Source organism: Paraglaciecola aquimarina (assembly GCF_032464635.1).
Taxonomy (GTDB): domain Bacteria; phylum Pseudomonadota; class Gammaproteobacteria; order Enterobacterales; family Alteromonadaceae; genus Paraglaciecola; species Paraglaciecola aquimarina.
This window is the reverse complement of sequence record NZ_JAWDIO010000002.1, coordinates 2,585,058-2,603,270: the sequence shown is the minus strand read 5'-3', so window position 1 is coordinate 2,603,270 and position 18,213 is coordinate 2,585,058. Positions and strand designations below refer to the sequence as shown.

The window sequence follows — 18,213 nt, the reverse complement described above, 5'->3', positions numbered from 1 at the left end:
GAGATTTAAATTGAATACTATGTGTTACAGTGTGGTACTCGATTGACAGTGATAATTTTATGAATGAATGGTCACTTTCTGTAGAGAACGCCCGTAGCTTCAACGTACGAAATCACCTTATATTCCTATACTTATAGAGCACAAAAACATGCAAAACTTGACTCAAGATGGACAACAGCTAGTCAACAACTTAAGTGCAAAATACAACTTAAGCTTTGATGCAGTGATGCACATGCTAATTGCGGTAAATAATGGTGCTGGCAGTATGGCTCAATTTAACTGCCCTGAACTAGGTGGCTCCGGCCAATGGATGCGAGGTGGCATGACAATGGTCAGCGATCTGTTTAATTACAGTTTAAAAATGACGGTCGACAATCTATGCAACGAACTAGCAAATGGCTTAGCTAATTTACAAATATTTGTGCCAATCCCCAAAAGGCGCACTATAAGGCAGCCGTGAATGGTGGCTAGGAGACCTAGGCAGCCCATTTAGTAGTGGCGCACAAAATAACATTCGATACGCGGTATTTCCAAATCGTTTAGCTGTAGAGGTCAACGGTCAAGTCACTGTTTACGACACCTTAGACAATAATATAAGTGGCGTTAGTCAACAGCAGGGTGGAGACTTAAACCTCACTTTCAGCAGCCAGTACGGCACTATCCCAATCAATAGTTTGCCAATCATTTCAGGCTCTGGTTTGGCCCCTGCCCCACAAAGTAATTTTGCGCAGCCAACTCAACACTCACATGACCATGCGCATGACATGGGTACCGAAAACACGTCCCCCAACGTGGTCACACCGGTGTCCAACTCGATATCAGCGGCTAACGCACAATCGACACACAGCAAAAATGGGCTCGCCAATACTTCATCGCTAGATGACATTATTCAATTAATTGAAAAGCTAGCTAAATTAAGAGACGCTGGCGCGATTACCGATGAAGACTACAACGGCAAAAAAGCCGAGTTACTCAGTCGAATATAAAGCAATACCAATCTGTCCCGTTGTTAAATTAACACTCGTAGACATGCTGCTCGGTGAGTAAACCTACCGAGCAGTTTTCTTGTATCTCTCCTCGTTAGCCTCTGCAAGATGTAAATCGCTCAAATAACACCCAAAATCACCATGACGACGCCCTGTTTTTGTGCAGTGCTGCGCAATACCTATGCAAAGAATAATAAAGTGCTTTGCCCCTATCAACGCCTATTGTAAAGGCCTTAACGGCAGGTTATTGTAAAGCGCGACAAGGAATAAGTTTCATATGCTTTTGATTCATTCGTTTGATTCATTTGTTTTCTGAAGTGCGTAGGTTTGAACTCTTTTTTATGATTAATAAGTGAGAATAAACAAATGACAATAACAGTCGGAATTACACATCATACTGAATACCATTATGATCGAGCTATTAATATGGGCCCTCATGTTTTTAGATTACGCCCGGCACCACATAGCCGTACTCCCATAAAAAGCTACTCACTTAAGATTTACCCCGAGAATCACTATATAAATTGGCAACAAGATCCCTTTGGCAACTATTTAGGACGAGTGGTTTTTCCAGAGAAGACCAAAAAATTCTGGTTTACTGTAGATGTAGTCGCCGAACTAGCGGTGATTAATCCGTTCGATTTTTTGTCGAAGAGTATGCTGACAATTATCCATTCGCCTACGAAAAACGCTTAAAACAAGATTTATTACCCTATCTAGAAACAGAAACTAAAACCCCTTCTGCGGCCATGAAAAAACTCATCGACGCACAAAAAGAAAATGAAGGCATGGTCATAGTGGATTTCTTGGTGGCGGTAAATCAACAAATTTACTCAATGATAAAATATGGCATTCGCCTTGAGCAAGGTGTACAAACTGCCACAGAAACCTTAAAGAAAAAATCAGGCTCTTGCCGTGACTCGGCTTGGTTACTGGTTCAACTATTTAGACATTTAGGTTTAGCCGCGCGATTTGTATCTGGTTATTTAGTACAACTGACCTCAGACGAGAAATCTCTCGACGGCCCAAGTGGACCTGAAGAAGATTTCACCGATTTACATGCATGGTGTGAAGTTTATATTCCCGGCGCAGGCTGGATTGGACTTGACGCCACATCAGGGTTATTCGCTGGCGAAGGGCATATCCCTTTAGCCTGTACACCTGAGCCAAGTTCTGCCGCACCTGTTACAGGTGGCGTCGACAAATGTGAAACAGAATTTAGTTTTTCTAATAAGGTCCGCCGTGTAATAGAAACCCCTAGGGTAACCAAACCCTATTCAGATATTGAGTGGGCAGCGATTAATAACCTAGGCCAACAAGTTGATAAAGATCTTAAAGCGCAGAAAATCCATCTCACAATGGGCGGTGAGCCAACGTTTATTTCAATAGATGATATGGAGATCTGAGCAGTGGAGTATCGCCGCTGACGGGGAAGACAAACGCAGGCTTGCGCACAATTTATTTATGTCGATGGAAGACAAGTTCACCAGCAATGGCTTTCGTCATTACGGTCAAGGAAAATGGTATCCAGGCGAACCATTACCGCGCTGGCAATATGCAGTGTATTGGCGACAAGATGGCGTGGCGCTATGGAAAGATAAGTCTTTATTAGCCGATATAAATGCACCGAGCAGTTACACCGAAGAAGACAGCAAGCGATTTACCGATGCGTTTGCGCAAAAATTAAAAATTCCAAAAGAATGTGTCGTCACAGGCTACGAAGATGTGCTTTATCACCTTTGGCAAGAAGGGACCTACCGATAGACGCATCACCAGAAGCGCCTGAACTTTTAGATGCAATGTCTCGCAAGACCTTTTTGGCAAAAATGGAACACGGGATCGAAAAGCCCGTCGGCTATATTATCCCAATTCAATGGGGTGACAATAACTGCTGGAATACCAGTGAATGGCACTTTAAGCGTGGCAATTGCTTCTTGTTACCCGGAGACTCTCCAATGGGTTACCGTCTGCCGTTGTCTAGTATTGGACTGCCACCTAATTTGATAGATCGTGATCCAAATGGGATCCCGAAAACCTTTGGCCGTATGAAAAATGCCAATGTAACCGTAAGCCAAGAGCCGGTAAAAACCGCCATCAGCTTTGAATGTCGAGCGGGGAAACTATATGTATTTATGCCTCCTGTCACTGATTTTGAGCACTATTTACTGTTATTAAGAGCGGTAGAATATGCAGCTAAAGCAGCGTCTGTTTCTATTGTCCTAGAAGGCTATACGCCACCTTACGACAGTCGAGTTGAGAAATTCGCAGTGACCCCAGATCCAGGCGTCATTGAAGTAAATGTGCACCCTGTTGATAGCTGGGCAAAACTCGTTAAAAACACCACCACGCTTTATGCTTTAGCAAGAGAAAATAGATTGATTGCTGAAAAATTCATGCTAGATGGACGTCATACTGGTACCGGCGGCGGTAACCATGTAACCATGGGTGGCAAGACGCCTATGCAGAGTCCGTTTATTCGCAGACCTGATGTTTTACGCAGTTTTATAACGTTTTGGCAGCACCACCCCGGCCTTTCTTATTTGTTTTCTAGTATGTTCATTGGCCCCACAAGCCAAGCACCTCGGGTGGATGAGGCTCGGGATGAGCTACTGTACGAACTGGAAATTGCATTTTCGCAAATGCCGACAGGTGAAGTACCTCAGCCTTGGTTAGTCGACCGCTTACTACGCAACTTATTAGTCGATTTAACCGGTAATACCCATCGTGCTGAATTTTGTATTGATAAGCTTTACTCACCAGATTCTGCTACCGGCCGTTTAGGTTTAGTGGAGTTTAGAGGCTTTGAAATGCCGCCGCACTCTCGTATGAGCTTAATGCAAATGTTGTTGTTGCGTACCTTGTTAGCACTTGGTTTTGGAAGCAGCCTTATCACAAGCCTTTGGTTAGATGGAATACCGAATTACACGACAAATTTTTGTTACCGCATTTTGTAAAAGAAGATATCGGCGAAATATGCCGAGACCTACAACGAGCCGGTTACAATATAAAAGCAGATTGGTTTGAACCTTTCTATGAGTTCCGTTTCCCGCAATGTGGCGTACGAGAAGTTGAACAAATTCAATTAGAATTACGCTCAGCGATTGAACCTTGGCATGTTATGGGTGAAGAATCGACTTCATCAGGCACTGCCCGTTACGTAGACTCATCTTTAGAACGGGTACAGGTCAAGGTGACCAATATGCCTACCGATCGCTATCTAATAGCCTGTAATGGTCGTCGTATCCCATTAAAACAAACCAAAACCAAAGGGGAATATGTTGCTGGTATTCGCTTTAGAGCATGGCAGCCGCCTTCTGCGTTACACCCTACTATCGGTGTACATGCGCCGCTAGTCATAGATGTATTTGATACGTGGACTGGACGTTCTGTCGGTGGATTTACCTATCATGTCAGTCATCCAGGCGGTCGTAATCCAGAAACATTCCCGGTTAACGCATTTGAAGCTGAAGGTAGACGTATTGCTCGCTTTTGGGATCACGGTCATACTCCAGCGATTAGAGATGAAGATGCACCTGCCACTTCACAAGTTGAGGTGCAGCATAGATTTGTTGAACATGACGGCGATAATGATTTCGTGATTCCAGACGAAGAGCCCATCAATAAAGACTACCCGAACACACTGGATTTGCGTCGCAAACCATTAATTTAATTTTTAGATGAAATGTACATATGAACTTATCGTCAGATAACAAGATTGAGAGTATTTTGCCGGATTGGTTAGCTGAATATAAAAAAAGCATCAATTCTGCAAATGGTGTCAATCCGCTGTTAGAAGATCAATTACAGCAGCTAAGTGATCACCTCGCCCTTTTGAATAAAGAGGACATTGGTCACCGTGCAGCTGAAATTAAGCGTTTATTACGAAATAGTGGCTTTGTTGACTCGAGCACTCCTAAACGTTTGCAATTAGATCCACTTCCGTTATTGGTATCCCAATCCGATTGGCACAACATAGAACAAGGCGTGCGCCAACGTATTAAACTCGACCAAGGGATTTTAGCTGACTTTTACGGACAGAAATCTCTATTAACCTCTGGCGTTGTATCACCATTGCACGTCATGCAACACCTAATTATTTGCGCGAAGCCAGTTGTTTGCCCAACAGCGAACGAGGACTCTTTATGGTGGCCTACGATATTGGTCGCGACAATACCGGCCAGTACTATGCACTCGACGCTCACTATCAGTTTCCTGTTGGCTTAGGCCTGTTACTGGAAAACCGTATTGTCGCTAGACGGGTCATGAGTGAAGAGTTTGCAGAATGTGGCGCACAACGAATTGCAGGATTCTTTCGAGAATTACAAGAATCAATTAACCTTGCCACTGAACATTTAAGAGATCCACGAATTGTTATCCTCACACGAGGTCCCGACGATCCCTATTATTCTGAGCACGCCTACCTAGCTACCTACTTAGGTTACACCTTAGTGCGAAGTGCAGATATTACCGTTCGTAAGGGAAATGTGTGGTTAAAAGCACTAGATGGACTACGAAAAGTCGATGTGATTTTGCGCTGGATCGACGACCGATACTTAGATTCTCTGGAACAAACAGAGTATTCACTAGATGGTGTTCCAGGCTTACTTCAAGCGATTCGTTCCCATAACGTTAAATTGCTGAATCCTTTTGGCAGTAGCATTTTACAAATCCCCGCCATCAAAAATAAATTGGATAAAGTAGCGCAAGCATTGCTCAATGAGCCGCTACTACTAGCCAATCCGGCCACCTTTAATTGCCGTGATGTCAGTGCTGAAAACTGGCATGAATATACGCTTCATAGTTATACCGATCCTAATTTCAAACTTGTAGGTATGGGCAATCAAGTTGAAATTAGCAATTTACTGGCGAGTGATACTCAAGATTACTATTTTTATAAAAATGTCGAACTGACTCATGCGCCCTTTTGGCAAAATAAAAAGTTACTGTCTAAACCCGTGTTTATGCGCTGCTATGCGTTAGTGTATAACAACGAAGTACATGTGCTGCCTTCAGCATTATGTTCGACGTTACCACACCCAGACCACAAACAAAGTATCAGCATTAAGGATACTTGGATTCAGTCTGGTGACACAGCACCGGCAGAGCCGCCTAAGTTGCCGAAACCAGCACGTAAAACAACAGACATGGCCTTAGTTGAAGGGTTAATTCCTAGCAGAACGGCTGAAAATTTATTTTGGTTAGGCAGTTTACTAGAGCGTAGTGAAGATACCTCAAGACTGGTGCGTATCTTTATTGATTTGTTTACCGAAGTATCTATGTATCCAGATATAAAACATCGCACTACAATTCAATACATGCAGCAAGGGTTAGAAAATCAAACTCTGACCTTCCCCTACAATCAAGCTGACATGAATAGCCAAACGGCCAGTAACTTTGAATTTAAGCGCCTAGCGGTTCATTGCATCAAAAATCCTGAAAATTCAGGGAGCGTGTTTTCGAATATTTCCAGTGTCTGTAATTTCGCAATGCAAGTGCGAGAGCTACTGTCATATGACAGTTTGCGAATTATCGAAAATTTGGAGTCAGAACAGCGTCGACTGGATAAGTTTTCACCCATTACCCCAACCCATATGTTCCAGTCGAGTTTAGATCGTATCATTGGTTTGGTAATGGCCTTTAATGGCTCTGTGCTTGATAGCATGTCTAACAGCAATGGCTTTTTCATGTTAGAAATTGGCCGAAAAATGGAACGCTGCTTACAACTAGTAGCCATGATAGACACGATGTTAATCGACGCTATGCCCGAAGCCGAACAGCATAATATGCTGGAGTCGGTTTTAGTGACCCAAGTGAGCTCTATTACCCATCGCCGACGTTACCGTGTTTTTCAGAGTATCGAAACGGGCCTCGAATTACTGTTATTAGACACCGAGTACCCTCGCTCGTTAGCCTATCAAGTTGAGCAACTTAGCGCCCTAAGCAAGCGCCTACCGCAATCCACCAACAAACCTAGTTTGTTAACAGCACTAGAAAAATCCTTACTTAAATTAAAAGCAGAATGTATGTTGGTAGAGCGCGATGAAATAGCCTACGTAATAGAGAACAACAAACGGCTGAAGTTGGCCACAATGATGAGGCAAGTGAAAGCCGAATTAATGTCTTTTAAAGAAATTTTGCACACTCAGTATTTCTCGCACACTAAGGCTGCTAAACAGTTTAATTGGTCGATAAAACCCGAAGCCCAAGCAGAAATACAAAGTGAAGCAGGTGCGAATATATGAAATACCAAATAAAGCACGTCACCACCTATAAATATTCGGATAAGGTCACCCTAAGTCAAAATCATGCGCGCTTGATCCCGCAAAATAATGAAAACCAGAAGTGTTTAAATTACAGAATTGAAATAAGCCCGCCGGCAGACTTCGAAGCCGAATACAATGATCATTTTTCTAATCAGGTGATGGTATTTGAAGTCCCCACGTTACATGATGAAATGATCGTTACGGCTATCAGTGAAGTAGAAATCACCTATCGGCAACCACAAGCGTTATTCTTGCAGCAACTCAGTTGGGAGTCTGTCAGAGATCAACTTCGTAATCCGCAAAACGAACAACAAATATTGGCAAGCGAATTCAGCATTCCCAGTTTACACACCGAGTATAATGAGGACATCAGGAATTATGCCTTGCTGTCTTTTACACCAGACAGAGCGATTGTCGAAGCATGCTTAGACTTAATGGCTAGAATATTTCATGAGTTTCAGTTCGATCCAAACTTCACCACCATAAGCACCCCCGTCAGCGAAATTTTTAAACATAAGCGTGGGGTATGTCAGGACTTTTCGCATTTTGCGTTAGCCTGTATCAGAAGTGTAGGTTTAGCCGCTCGCTACATGAGTGGATACATTGAAACCATCCCTCCAGAAGGGCAAGTAAAGCTAGCTGGCGCAGACGCCACCCACGCGTGGTTTTCAGTTTATGTGCCTGGCAGCGGTTGGCTCGAGTTTGATCCAACCAACAATATTCAGCCGAGTGATCAGCACGTAACATTGGCTTCAGGCAGAGATTTTGCCGACATAACCCCACTAAAAGGAGTGATGTTTGGCGGTGGTTCACACCAATTGAATGTAGAAGTGGACATGAACAGAATTATTTAAAATAACAATAACGCACCAGAAAGCACAGTTACACAGCGAAAGTGTTGAAAAATTAATAACAGGAGAGAGCAAATGGCAATAGATTGGAAGAACTATCAATTTAAATCATTTTTTGATGAATTAATTGATGAAAATGGTAAGCCAAGACCACCCAGCCATAAGCTCATTAAGTTTCTTACTGAGTTATCTGATAGCGATTTACATTCAGCCCGAGCGGCGGCAGATTTTGCGATCAAGGAAATGGGTATCACTTTCACCGTTTATGGCGATGGCAGTTCTATTGATCGAAACTGGCCCATGGATATCATTCCAAGGATCATTGACAATCGAGAGTGGAAACAAATAGAAACAGGCTTAGCCCAGCGAGTTAAAGCCCTTAACATGTTTATTGATGATTTATATCACGATCAAAAAATCATCAAGGATGGCATTTTCCCCAGAGAACTTATCGCCAAATCCGTTAATTTTCGAGAGCAATGCATGGGGATCAACCCACCCAACGATATTTGGGCGCACATTTGTGGCTCTGATTTGGTGCGTGATCACGACGGCACTATGTATGTATTAGAGGACAACTTAAGAGTGCCGTCTGGAGTATCTTACATGCTTGAAAATCGCTCGGTGATGAAACGAGTCTTTCCCGAAATGTTCGAACATATAGATATTCTGCCAGTTAACGACTACCCATCTCAATTGTTCGACATGCTATGCTCCATGTCTCCTCGCCCCCAAGATACACCAGAAGTGGTGGTATTAACCCCAAGGTATTTTTAACTCGGCTTATTTTGAACATTGCTATTTAGCACAAGAGATGGGCTGTGAACTGGTTGAAGGTAGAGATTTACAAGTTGATAGTGACGATTGTGTGTATATGAAAACCGTTGGTGGCCTACGTAGAGTTGACGTGATATACCGACGAATAGATGATTTATTTATTGATCCCGAAGCTTTCAATCCAGACTCTCAATTGGGCGTGCCTTGGTTTATTACGGGCTTGGCGTGCAGGCAAGGTAGCCCTAGTGAACGCACTAGGAGCTGGCGTTGCCGACGACAAAGTCGTCTACACTTACGTGCCGCAAATGATCGAATATTACTTAAGCGAAAAAATGCAACTACCTAATGTTGAAACATATCGCTGCTATGAACCTGACGACTACAAATATGTCATTGAAAATATTGAAAAACTAGTCGTCAAACCGGCCAACGAGTCCGGTGGCTATGGATTGTTGATTGGTCCAAAATCCACCAAAAAACAACAACAAGAATGTATTGCGCAAATCAAAGCAGACCCGCGTAATTACATCGCACAGCCTACCTTAAGTTTATCTACCGTGCCTACCTTAGATGAAGATAACACCGAAGGACGACATGTTGACCTAAGGCCCTTTGTTTTGTCATCGGGCAAGCAAACTTATGTCACCACAGGTGGACTCACTCGCGTAGCCATGGTCAAAGGTTCACTTGTCGTGAACTCTTCGCAAGGTGGTGGTAGTAAAGATACTTGGATTGTTGATGGGGAGAATAGCTAATGTTATCACGTGTTGCAGAAACCTTATATTGGATGGCCCGTCATGTAGAACGAGCTGAAAACATCGCCCGCCTAGTCAACGTAAATAATTTATTACTGATGGATTTACCTAAAGGCATATCACCCGGCTGGGAGCCATTGATCCACATCATTGGCAGTCATGAGAATTACCTAGAACATTATGCAGATTTCTCTGAAAAAAATGTTCTCACCTACATGACCATTGATAAAAAGAACCCTTCATCTCTAATAAACGCATTATCTGCTGCGCGAGAAAATACCCGCACCGTACGAGAAATAGTGCCGCGAGAAATATGGGAAGGCATTAACTCGTTATATTTATATGTGAAAGATCACAATGTAGAACTGATCAATAAACGTCATCGTTTTAAACATTTACGACACGTAATTGATTCTACCTTAATGATATTTGGCACCTTAGATGCGACCATTAACCACGATGAAGGCTATACATTTATTCGCTTTGGTTCACTTTTAGAACGCGCCGATATGACCACTCGTATAATGGACGTGCGTTCAGCGACCATGCGAGATATGCCCACAGATTTGCCTTTTGAAAATATACAATGGATAAGTGTATTGCGCTCTCTAAGTGCATACCAAATGTATCGACAACAAATGGGCGTACGTGTCCGGGCCGAAGACATACTTAAATTTATGTTGCTCAGTGAATCCTTTCCACGAGCCATAACGTTTTGCTTAAACGAGTTAAATAGTTTAGTCAGCACATTGCCCAACAATACGGAAATACTAGAACACATAAATCACAGCATTGACGATTTACACAAGCAAGATATCAATACGTTAAAAGGCAAAGTATTGCACGACTATATAGATGAATTGCAAATCGATTTAGCTGATATTCACTCCGAATTAGCTAAACAATATTTTCTAGTCTAGAAAATTACATAATTAAGCCGTACAAAACAAAATATTAAGTGCTCCAAATAACTCGCCAATAGCCATATGGGCGAGTTATTTAATTTCCCTTGGCGTCTCCCTCTGACTGGTCAATTATCAATCGTCTTAGCCATTTCTGTTCATAAATAAAGCAAACTTGCAGCGAATTTAACAATATATCCTACTAATCATTATATATTCTAAATCAGCCTGTGTTAGAATAAGCGGGTTGGCAGTTTGCAGCCAACCACATTTGGGGCTGATTTTGGATTCGACAGGATTCTAGACGCTTTAGGTGCATGTCGAGGAGCGGTTTGCCTCGTAAAAAGCCGCATTTAAATAGTCGCAAACGACGAAAACTACGCTCTAGCCGCTTAATAACCGGCTAAGCCCTTCCACTCATACTCTTTCTGCTAGTAGAGGTTCGGAAGGTCATCCCAGCAGAATAGCGAGGGAACCTTGTCTAAGGGTGAACCGCGAAACAGTATTAGGCCAGCTGCAACGAAATCCTGTTTGTCGGAGTTCCACGTAGTTAAATAAAAGACAAAATAAACATGTAGTACCGACGGTTGACGTCTTCTGGACGCGGGTTCAACTCCCGCCAGCTCCACCAACTGAATAAAAAAAGGCTGATTTATCAGCCTTTTTTTATGCCTGAAATACTGAAAATAGCGAATAGGCGTTAGGTAAAAAAGGATAGCCCAAGGAGGAAATAAAACACACCATAATTTCTGCATGCTGCTAGCAGGGATCCACAGTGCCGAATAAATGACAGGCGTGACAACAAAAAAAGCAAACCGATTCCGGCTCAAAACACCACCGGAATGACGAGAGAAACAAACACCGTAACGTACTAAAACCTCATTCAGAACAGGCTGCCCACAAAAACCACCGAAAAACTGCACACCGTCATTCCTGTATGCCGTTAGCAGTAATCCAAAACACCCACCTTCGTCATTCCTGCATGCTTTAAGCAGGGATCCATTTTCTTCAAATTCGTCAATATGAATCTAGAAGCCAAAACCACAATTCAACAACCAGTTAATTTCATTACCTTTTGCTTGATCTGTTACGATGGGTGTCTCTACAATTCGCTCTAGTAAACTCTAACGCTCACATATTGGTCAGGAGTAAACATTTTATTGCTACCAAAGAGTACCTTAAGAAGGCGCAAGCAATGGCAGAAAACAAGCTCGGTCAAACCCTATTTAATCAAGACTTTCTAGGCGATAGTAAACTTTATCAAGCTTCCGTTTTAGAGCAATACAAACTATTTATCGCGTCAGCTGAAAACATTAGCAATCGACGCCAAACCGCCAATGCTTTTTTTGTCACTATCAATACTGCATTAGTTTCCTTTCATAGTTATTTCAGTTCAATGCAAACCAGTATTGAATTCAAGTTTTGGCTAGTATCAATTACTGGCATTATTATCTCGTATATGTGGTTTAGGCTAGTAACTTCCTATAAAGACTTAAACTCAGCAAAGTTTGCCGTCATTCAGGAAATTGAAGCTAAGCTACCATTGAATCCATACAAGGCGGAATGGGAACGGCTCAAGTCAACTAATGCGGCAAAGCCATATCGACCATTCACTCAAATTGAGGCTTGGCTACCCTGGGTATTTATCTTTATACATCTGGCCGTGCTAAGCATGAGTTTCTATGGCAAACTTTTCGCACAATAGTCCGTTAGTCAATACCAACTTAGCTTTTTAAACCGATATTGGCTGTAGGTTGTTATATGTGCAGATTTACACTCCTATGGCTGAATAAGTTTAATATGGGATAAATTCATAAGATGGGGAACTTACATTTTATTAAGCAAAGTTTGCTTAACATAGCGCTTTTTCTGCCGCTATTGCTGCTTTCTACTCTCCCTATTGTCACAGCCATCCTATTGGTCAACTTGTCACCTCTAAGACTGCAACCACTATCAGCTTTTTTGGTCGTTATATTCAGCATTATGCTCTTTCTTCCTTTGTCATTGCGACAAATAGTCTATTTGTTTCCTTACAAATTTGGCGCTCAAAAAAACGCGTTTCTGTTAACTTCTCTCATAGCGTTGTTGGCACTTGTCGGCGCTATCACGATAAAGCTTTTACATTTTATACCAACAAAATACTTCGTTTATTGCCCCGACGACTACTTGTCTTCCTGGTTAGATATTTTCCTTGACGACACCACGACTTTTATTTTGTCCCTAACCACCCTACTCCTGCTGATCACCTTACTGGGTAAGTTATTACTACGTTACCAAAACAAAAGAAGGTTTATCGAAGAATTAGACGTCCTATATTTAAGGTCATTTTCAGCCAATGTAGACTCTTATACTTTGCGGGTCATAAACCGAGCGAATACTCAAGAAATGCATATTGGCCTTGTCTTACCTCCAGGTTCAATGCTTGCCAGTTGGGACCCGTATTTTGTAGCTTTTGGTGGTAATCCATTCTTTCCCTTTAAAAATTTACCTATTTTATTTAAAGAGAGTTCAGATAATTGGCGCGCAGAAATGATAACTCTAATAGAGAAAGCAGCTTGCATAATTGTAGATATTAGAAAGATGGGTAAAGGCACTGAGTGGGAAATCGCTACCATCAAAAGGCTTAAGCTAGAATACAAAACTATTGTGCTAGCACCACTTTCATTTGATATTGAAAAAGACAACCCTTTAATCGGATCGCAAATTATAAAATTTGATCCACTCTTGTATCGATTTTCTAAGGAAACTAAGCAACAAGTAGAGGCGCTATCAAATGCCCTTAAAAACATAAAGGAAGAGTCCGAATTTACTAAGCTCTTGAGGAATCGAAGACGAAGCGAACTAAATTGGTTTACGGGCATATTTGCCGGTTCACTATGCCTGATAGTATTGGTATCTGCCCTATATTATCGATTTTTACCTTCTACTTTAGAACAAGCTATTTTTTTCAATAACAAACATAAAACAGCGACACTTACCCAAAGTGGTGAAGCCGAAAAAACAACCACTTGTAGTATGCCAATGTTCACAAGGCTTTTAGCCGAGGGGGATTACGCAAACGCCAGCCTACTACTAAAAAATGGTGCCGATCCTTATGTCACCTTTACAACAGACTCTATTCTCCCAGCCATGCAGGAAAACGCGCTTTCCTGGGCTATAAAAAGCGAACACTACGCAGCTGTCGAATTTTTATTAGAACAAAAAATAAATCCCTACAAACGATTCGATAGGCTTTATAACAACGGAACAGCAACAGCTATGGCCTATGCCGAACAACTTAATAATCAAAAAATGCTCACTTTATTAAAGGAGAACACAACTTTTTACAACGATATGTCTTATTGGCCGCCACTGGCTGTGGCCATAGAGACAAAGGACTATCAAGCTGCCGAGAGCCTGCTACAAAACGGAGAAGACCCTAATCTAGTATTTCGATATTCAGCCAGTGAAGATTTCGAATCACCACTTTTGTCAGCGATAGAAAGCAAAGATTTGCAAGCCATAGCGCTATTATTCAAATACGGAGCCGATCCTAATCTTAAGAAGATGGACGGTAAATACACTAAAACACTCTATTCTTTATTTGGCAACAATACCGAAGTCACGGCATACCGATTCAAGCTCTCGATGTTTGGCAGCGCTCTTGGCACGAAAGATATGTCAATAATTAGGTTATTCCTCGACCACGGTGCAGATGCCAAGCAAGGACTAGCACTTTATTCAGCTCAAGATGAACACATTCTAATTGAATTGTATAAAGCAGTCCTCAATCAAGGCACTGGTGCTTTAGATGAATATGTTGACAGCGCAATAACCAAGCAAAAGTACGTAGCGTTAGAGTGGCTGCTGCAGCAAGGGATAAATCCAAATGATGAAATTAACGGTGAATACCCTCTTTTAACCGCGGTTTCAAAGCAAGATAGTAAAGCTACTGAACTACTACTCCAATATGGTGCCAAACCAACCACACCAACCACTCAAACTACACTCTTAATAAGCACAGTGGTAAACACACCATTAACCTTAGCGGTCAATTTAAATAATATAGATATTACCGAACTATTGTTGCAGCATGGCGCAAAACCAGAAAGAGTTGTTTCCGCTGGATTTATGGGCAGCGAATCTCGCTCAGCCATCGACATAGCCACCTCTCGCAGTCAGTTCGACATCCTTTCTCTGTTGCAAAAGTATCATCCCAATAATGATTAACGAACCTAACGCTTTTAATTAAACAGAAAACCACTGAAACACCACACACCACCATTCACAGCAAGCCTTCAACAGAAACCACCGCCCTCCCACGCACCGTCATTCCTGCATGATTTAAGCAGGGATCCAATTTATTCAAATGCATTAATATAGATATAGAAGCCAAAACCACAATTCAGCAACCATTTGATCTCTTTAGCTTTTATTCAATCTGTTTACATGGGGGTCTCAATTGTGCTTGCCTTGTTCTGTTTCCATAAAAAAAGCCTCTCAAAAATGAAAGGCCTTAATAAAATCTATCATCGTTTATTCGGCTGGTTTATCCACCAATGACCAAGTTCTTACCCAGTCAATTTCCATGGTATTAATGTCATTATTCAATAGCTCTTCTTTTTCTGGTAAACCACCCACCCACGAAGAATCTTGTGTCCAAAGATCAAAAATGATGTGCTGCTCTAACGTAAAATCTTGAGTAGATGTAACAAAATTAACTTCTTCACCATTTAAGTAAAACTGCACAGTATTCTTGTCTTTCCACCATGCACCGTACACGTGAAACTCTTCGTTCCAAGGAACACCTTTTAAAGTATTACCTGCAGACAATTCGCGATTATCGGATGGGTTATCATCGCCATCACGCTCTGTCACACCAGCTTTAACAATAAAATACTGAGAGTGCATTTCATATGGATAATTGTCATATTTTGCCCCTGTATAAGAAGGGTTTGAATTATTCTCTATGATATCTATTTCGTCACGGTTGTTACTGTCACCGTTATTTAACCAAAAGGTATTATAGGCTGAGATATGAGCGGTTTTGATCCGCGCCTCGGTGTAAATAGGGAATTTAATTTTTGCCTTTGAGCGCACGCGAGAGGTTTCGAACCACTGATCGTCACTGGTATCATCTAACGTGGCTTTGATCCAAAGCATACCTCCACTAACACCAGAGTTTTCATTTCGCATAAATACTGGCGTACCACCATAGTTCCATGTGGTTTTTAACCACTTGCTTTCATCCCAAAAATCGAACTCATCCGACATATTGTCAACTTTCTGCCACATTTTTCCAGCAGGAGTCGTATTGTCGAAAGAAACAAAACTAGGTAAAGCTGAGTCAGCAGTATTCACATCAATGACTGTTGGTCCTTCAACCGGGGGCTCTACAGGTGGTGGTTCAACTGGTGGCGTTGTAACTGGTGGCGTTTCTGGCACCGATACGACCGAACTATCACTTCCTCCAACACATGCAGATACACCTAACGCCATAAATAGCGCCAAAGCAACAGGGGTCACTTTTGAATTTACTTGTTTCATTAATAAAGCTCTTATAAATATAAATTGATAACTGACAGTCCATATCCTAGGAAAATAACCCCAATTAACTACGGGTTAAATTTAACCAGACTGATATTAACATAAAGTCAACTTTGTTAACAATTAAGTGAATAATGTCACCCAAATAAATTAACAAAACGCTACACTGCACTTGGTGAACAAAGAAAATATTGCTATTTTTCTATACATAAATCGATAGAGAATAAAATCCCCCCTAAACTGAAGCCCGTCATTCCTAGTGCTTTTTAGCAGGGATCCTGCAATACCGAATATATGACAGGCATGACAACACTAAAAGCAAACCAACTCCGGCTCAAAACACTACCGGAATGACGAAGGCTCAAAAGACCACCGGAATGACGAGAGCGGCAAACATCTCTATGGCACTCCTACGTCATCCCTGCATGTTGTTAGCAGGGATCCACAAGGCCGAATAAGTGATTGTCTTTACAACTGCTAAAGCAAACCGATTCCGGCTTAAAAAACCACCGGAATGACTAAGGCCCAAAAGACCACCGGAATGACGAAGGCTCAAAACACCACTGGAATGACGAGAGAAACAAGCGTCGAAATAAAGTACTAAAACGTCATTCAAAACATGCTGCCATCAGAAACCACCGAAACACCCCAACCGTCATTCCTACATGTTGTTAGCATTTTTTAAAACCAATCAATAAGACCCAAAGCACAACACTAAGAACCTTGCACCGCTACGTGCTGCTCAGTGGTGGGGAGCAAGTTTTATTTGTTAGAAATGGCTAAGGCAAACACTGGCAATTATTTTGCTACAGTCAGTGTTTGCTAGCACAGTCTTAGATAGCGACTTTCAATTGCGGGTTAGCCTAGTTGTTAAAGCTCTCTGTGAACTCGACGATTCGTGCAGCATTTACCCCTTGGTCACTGCGGCCGACCCGAGACACGCTGCGAATATCGATACGGCTTTGGTTATTCATCGGTGTGACTTTAACAACCACATCGTCCAAAAAACCGAAAAAGGTGGTTTGCGCTGTCGCTTCAAAGCGCAATGCGTTAGGGTCTGAGACGATGATTTGCCAACCTTTGTGCTGTGCAACAGCTAATGCTTTTGCATAGGCTTGTTCAACCGTCAGGTTAGAGAAAATAGGTTTAATGTACGGATAAGATTTTTTCTGTTGTGTTGCAACGTCACTCCCAGCGTAAATCAAAGAATTCTTTGCCCCTGCACGTTTGTCATCTAACACTAAAAATTCAGGCGGGTTGACGGTGTCGGTGGTAATATCATGAATAGCAGGCGCGCGTTTTGTTGGTTGAATAACACCATAAAGCATAGGTGCTACGAGCACAAATCCAATGATTACAGCAATCAAAGATTTAATCGTACCAGTGCGATTACGAGTAACCCATTGAGAGACGAATACCAATACGCTTAAGCCAAGCAGAGAAAGGCCAATTGAATTGAAATAATTTCGAAAATAGCCAAAGCCAACAATGGGCTGCCACAACCCTAAATGGGCGCCAAACACCATCACCAACACCGCGAGCACAGCAAAAAAGGCGATAACGAGTAATAATGTTGCAATATGAGATGTACGCTTGCTGGTCATGTTTTATCCTTTGATAAGTTGTCATCGAGTCATAGTAAACCGTTTGTAGGCTTATCTTACTCGATTTGGTTTTTCGGTACTGTTTGCCCTTAGGGCGGTTACTTGTAGCTTAGATAGTTTGGCTAGTTTGCCGCTCTAAAAACTAAACATACCTGTTAACTGGTTAAGACGAGGTTAAGGTTGTGGATTGCTGACAAACATTAGTTCAAAAATGTAGCATTGCTGGAAATTCAATAAAATCACATCACCGCAATAGTCTATTGCGGACAAACACTGTCGGTTCACAGGCCCGTAAAATACGTCATCAAAACGTTGAAACACAGTCTAGTAGTATGACGTTTTAGACAGTGACGTTACTATTGCGGTCATTAACATAGTCTTTGATTATCAGGGCTTGCCTAGGTTTGTTGGCGATGATAAAACTTAGTCTCTATCATTCTCCTTCCCTCAAAAGTGTTGGCAGAGAATAATCAGTACATAAACCAATGAATGAGTCACGGAATGGAAATAGTGAGTCAAGGTTAGACATCCCAAAGTAGACATCCAACC

At 41.9% G+C, this 18,213-nt stretch carries 11 protein-coding genes, 1 other RNA gene and 3 pseudogenes; 13 read left to right on the top strand and 2 right to left on the bottom strand.

The annotated features are described in order from the left end of the window. Positions 1 to 148 precede the first annotated feature (148 nt). The 13 genes and pseudogenes from RS130_RS12935 to RS130_RS12865 all read left to right on the top strand — a co-directional run bounded on the left by RS130_RS12935 (position 149) and on the right by RS130_RS12865 (position 14,743). Positions 149 to 460: a hypothetical protein gene (locus tag RS130_RS12935; RefSeq protein WP_316026285.1), complete on the top strand. Its 312-nt coding sequence runs from the start codon at positions 149 to 151 to the stop codon at positions 458 to 460. Between the two features lie 238 nt (positions 461 to 698). Next, complete coding sequence (locus RS130_RS12930) at positions 699 to 986, top strand: SHOCT domain-containing protein (protein WP_316026284.1); 288 nt, start codon at positions 699 to 701, stop codon at positions 984 to 986. 366 nt (positions 987 to 1,352) lie between these two features. Further along, positions 1,353 to 1,682 carry a transglutaminase N-terminal domain-containing protein gene (locus tag RS130_RS12925; RefSeq protein ID WP_316026283.1) on the top strand — a complete coding sequence of 110 codons (330 nt, stop codon included), beginning with the start codon at positions 1,353 to 1,355 and terminating at the stop codon, positions 1,680 to 1,682. 53 nt (positions 1,683 to 1,735) lie between these two features. Next, a complete protein-coding gene (locus RS130_RS12920) occupies positions 1,736 to 2,392 on the top strand; it encodes a transglutaminase family protein (protein ID WP_316026282.1) in 657 nt (218 codons plus the stop codon). Continuing rightward, positions 2,376 to 4,656: pseudogene (locus RS130_RS23825) on the top strand (transglutaminase family protein). The gene RS130_RS12920 and the pseudogene RS130_RS23825 overlap by 17 nt, the downstream one beginning before the upstream one ends. A gap of 20 nt (positions 4,657 to 4,676) precedes the next feature. After that, positions 4,677 to 5,947 (top strand): annotated as a pseudogene (locus RS130_RS23820) (circularly permuted type 2 ATP-grasp protein); the annotation flags it as partial. Beyond that, positions 5,948 to 7,228, top strand: coding sequence for an alpha-E domain-containing protein (locus RS130_RS23815; protein ID WP_428982858.1), 1,281 nt, complete (start codon positions 5,948 to 5,950; stop codon positions 7,226 to 7,228). After that, positions 7,225 to 8,103, top strand: a complete 879-nt coding sequence (locus RS130_RS12890) for a transglutaminase family protein (protein ID WP_316026277.1) — start codon at positions 7,225 to 7,227, stop codon at positions 8,101 to 8,103. The genes RS130_RS23815 and RS130_RS12890 overlap by 4 nt, the downstream gene beginning before the upstream one ends. A 72-nt stretch (positions 8,104 to 8,175) precedes the next feature. Continuing rightward, positions 8,176 to 9,632 (top strand): annotated as a pseudogene (locus tag RS130_RS12885) (circularly permuted type 2 ATP-grasp protein). Then, positions 9,632 to 10,552, top strand: coding sequence for an alpha-E domain-containing protein (locus RS130_RS12880; protein ID WP_316026276.1), 921 nt, complete (start codon positions 9,632 to 9,634; stop codon positions 10,550 to 10,552). Before RS130_RS12885 ends, RS130_RS12880 begins: the two are co-directional and overlap by 1 nt. 255 nt (positions 10,553 to 10,807) lie before the next feature. Then, positions 10,808 to 11,165, top strand: a transfer-messenger RNA (tmRNA) gene (gene ssrA, locus RS130_RS12875). A gap of 564 nt (positions 11,166 to 11,729) precedes the next feature. Continuing rightward, a complete protein-coding gene (locus RS130_RS12870) occupies positions 11,730 to 12,239 on the top strand; it encodes a RipA family octameric membrane protein (protein WP_316026275.1) in 510 nt (169 codons plus the stop codon). A gap of 461 nt (positions 12,240 to 12,700) precedes the next feature. Then, on the top strand, positions 12,701 to 14,743 hold the full coding sequence (locus tag RS130_RS12865) for an ankyrin repeat domain-containing protein (RefSeq protein WP_316026274.1): 2,043 nt from the start codon (positions 12,701 to 12,703) through the stop codon (positions 14,741 to 14,743). Positions 14,744 to 15,049: 306 nt separating this feature from the next. On the opposite strand, the gene RS130_RS12860 is transcribed toward RS130_RS12865, so the two are convergent. Further along, a complete protein-coding gene (locus RS130_RS12860; RefSeq protein ID WP_316026273.1) occupies positions 15,050 to 16,060 on the bottom strand; it encodes a LamG domain-containing protein in 1,011 nt (336 codons plus the stop codon). Between the two features lie 863 nt (positions 16,061 to 16,923). After that, the gene (locus tag RS130_RS12855; protein ID WP_316026272.1) at positions 16,924 to 17,664 is read right to left on the bottom strand and encodes a DUF1499 domain-containing protein; all 741 of its coding nucleotides are present in this window, start codon (positions 17,662 to 17,664) and stop codon (positions 16,924 to 16,926) included. Positions 17,665 to 18,213: the final 549 nt, after the last annotated feature.

Bases quoted from the DNA above. Each gene is read 5' to 3' on its own strand.
- RS130_RS12935 (WP_316026285.1), top strand. From the start codon at position 149: ATGCAAAACTTGACTCAAGATGGACAACAGCTAGTCAACAACTTAAGT.
- RS130_RS12925 (WP_316026283.1), top strand. From the start codon at position 1,353: ATGACAATAACAGTCGGAATTACACATCATACTGAATACCATTATGAT.
- RS130_RS12920 (WP_316026282.1), top strand. From the start codon at position 1,736: ATGAAAAAACTCATCGACGCACAAAAAGAAAATGAAGGCATGGTCATA.
- RS130_RS23815 (WP_428982858.1), top strand. From the start codon at position 5,948: ATGCGCTGCTATGCGTTAGTGTATAACAACGAAGTACATGTGCTGCCT.
- RS130_RS12890 (WP_316026277.1), top strand. From the start codon at position 7,225: ATGAAATACCAAATAAAGCACGTCACCACCTATAAATATTCGGATAAG.
- RS130_RS12880 (WP_316026276.1), top strand. From the start codon at position 9,632: ATGTTATCACGTGTTGCAGAAACCTTATATTGGATGGCCCGTCATGTA.
- RS130_RS12870 (WP_316026275.1), top strand. From the start codon at position 11,730: ATGGCAGAAAACAAGCTCGGTCAAACCCTATTTAATCAAGACTTTCTA.
- RS130_RS12860 (WP_316026273.1), bottom strand. From the start codon at position 16,060: ATGAAACAAGTAAATTCAAAAGTGACCCCTGTTGCTTTGGCGCTATTT.
- RS130_RS12855 (WP_316026272.1), bottom strand. From the start codon at position 17,664: ATGACCAGCAAGCGTACATCTCATATTGCAACATTATTACTCGTTATC.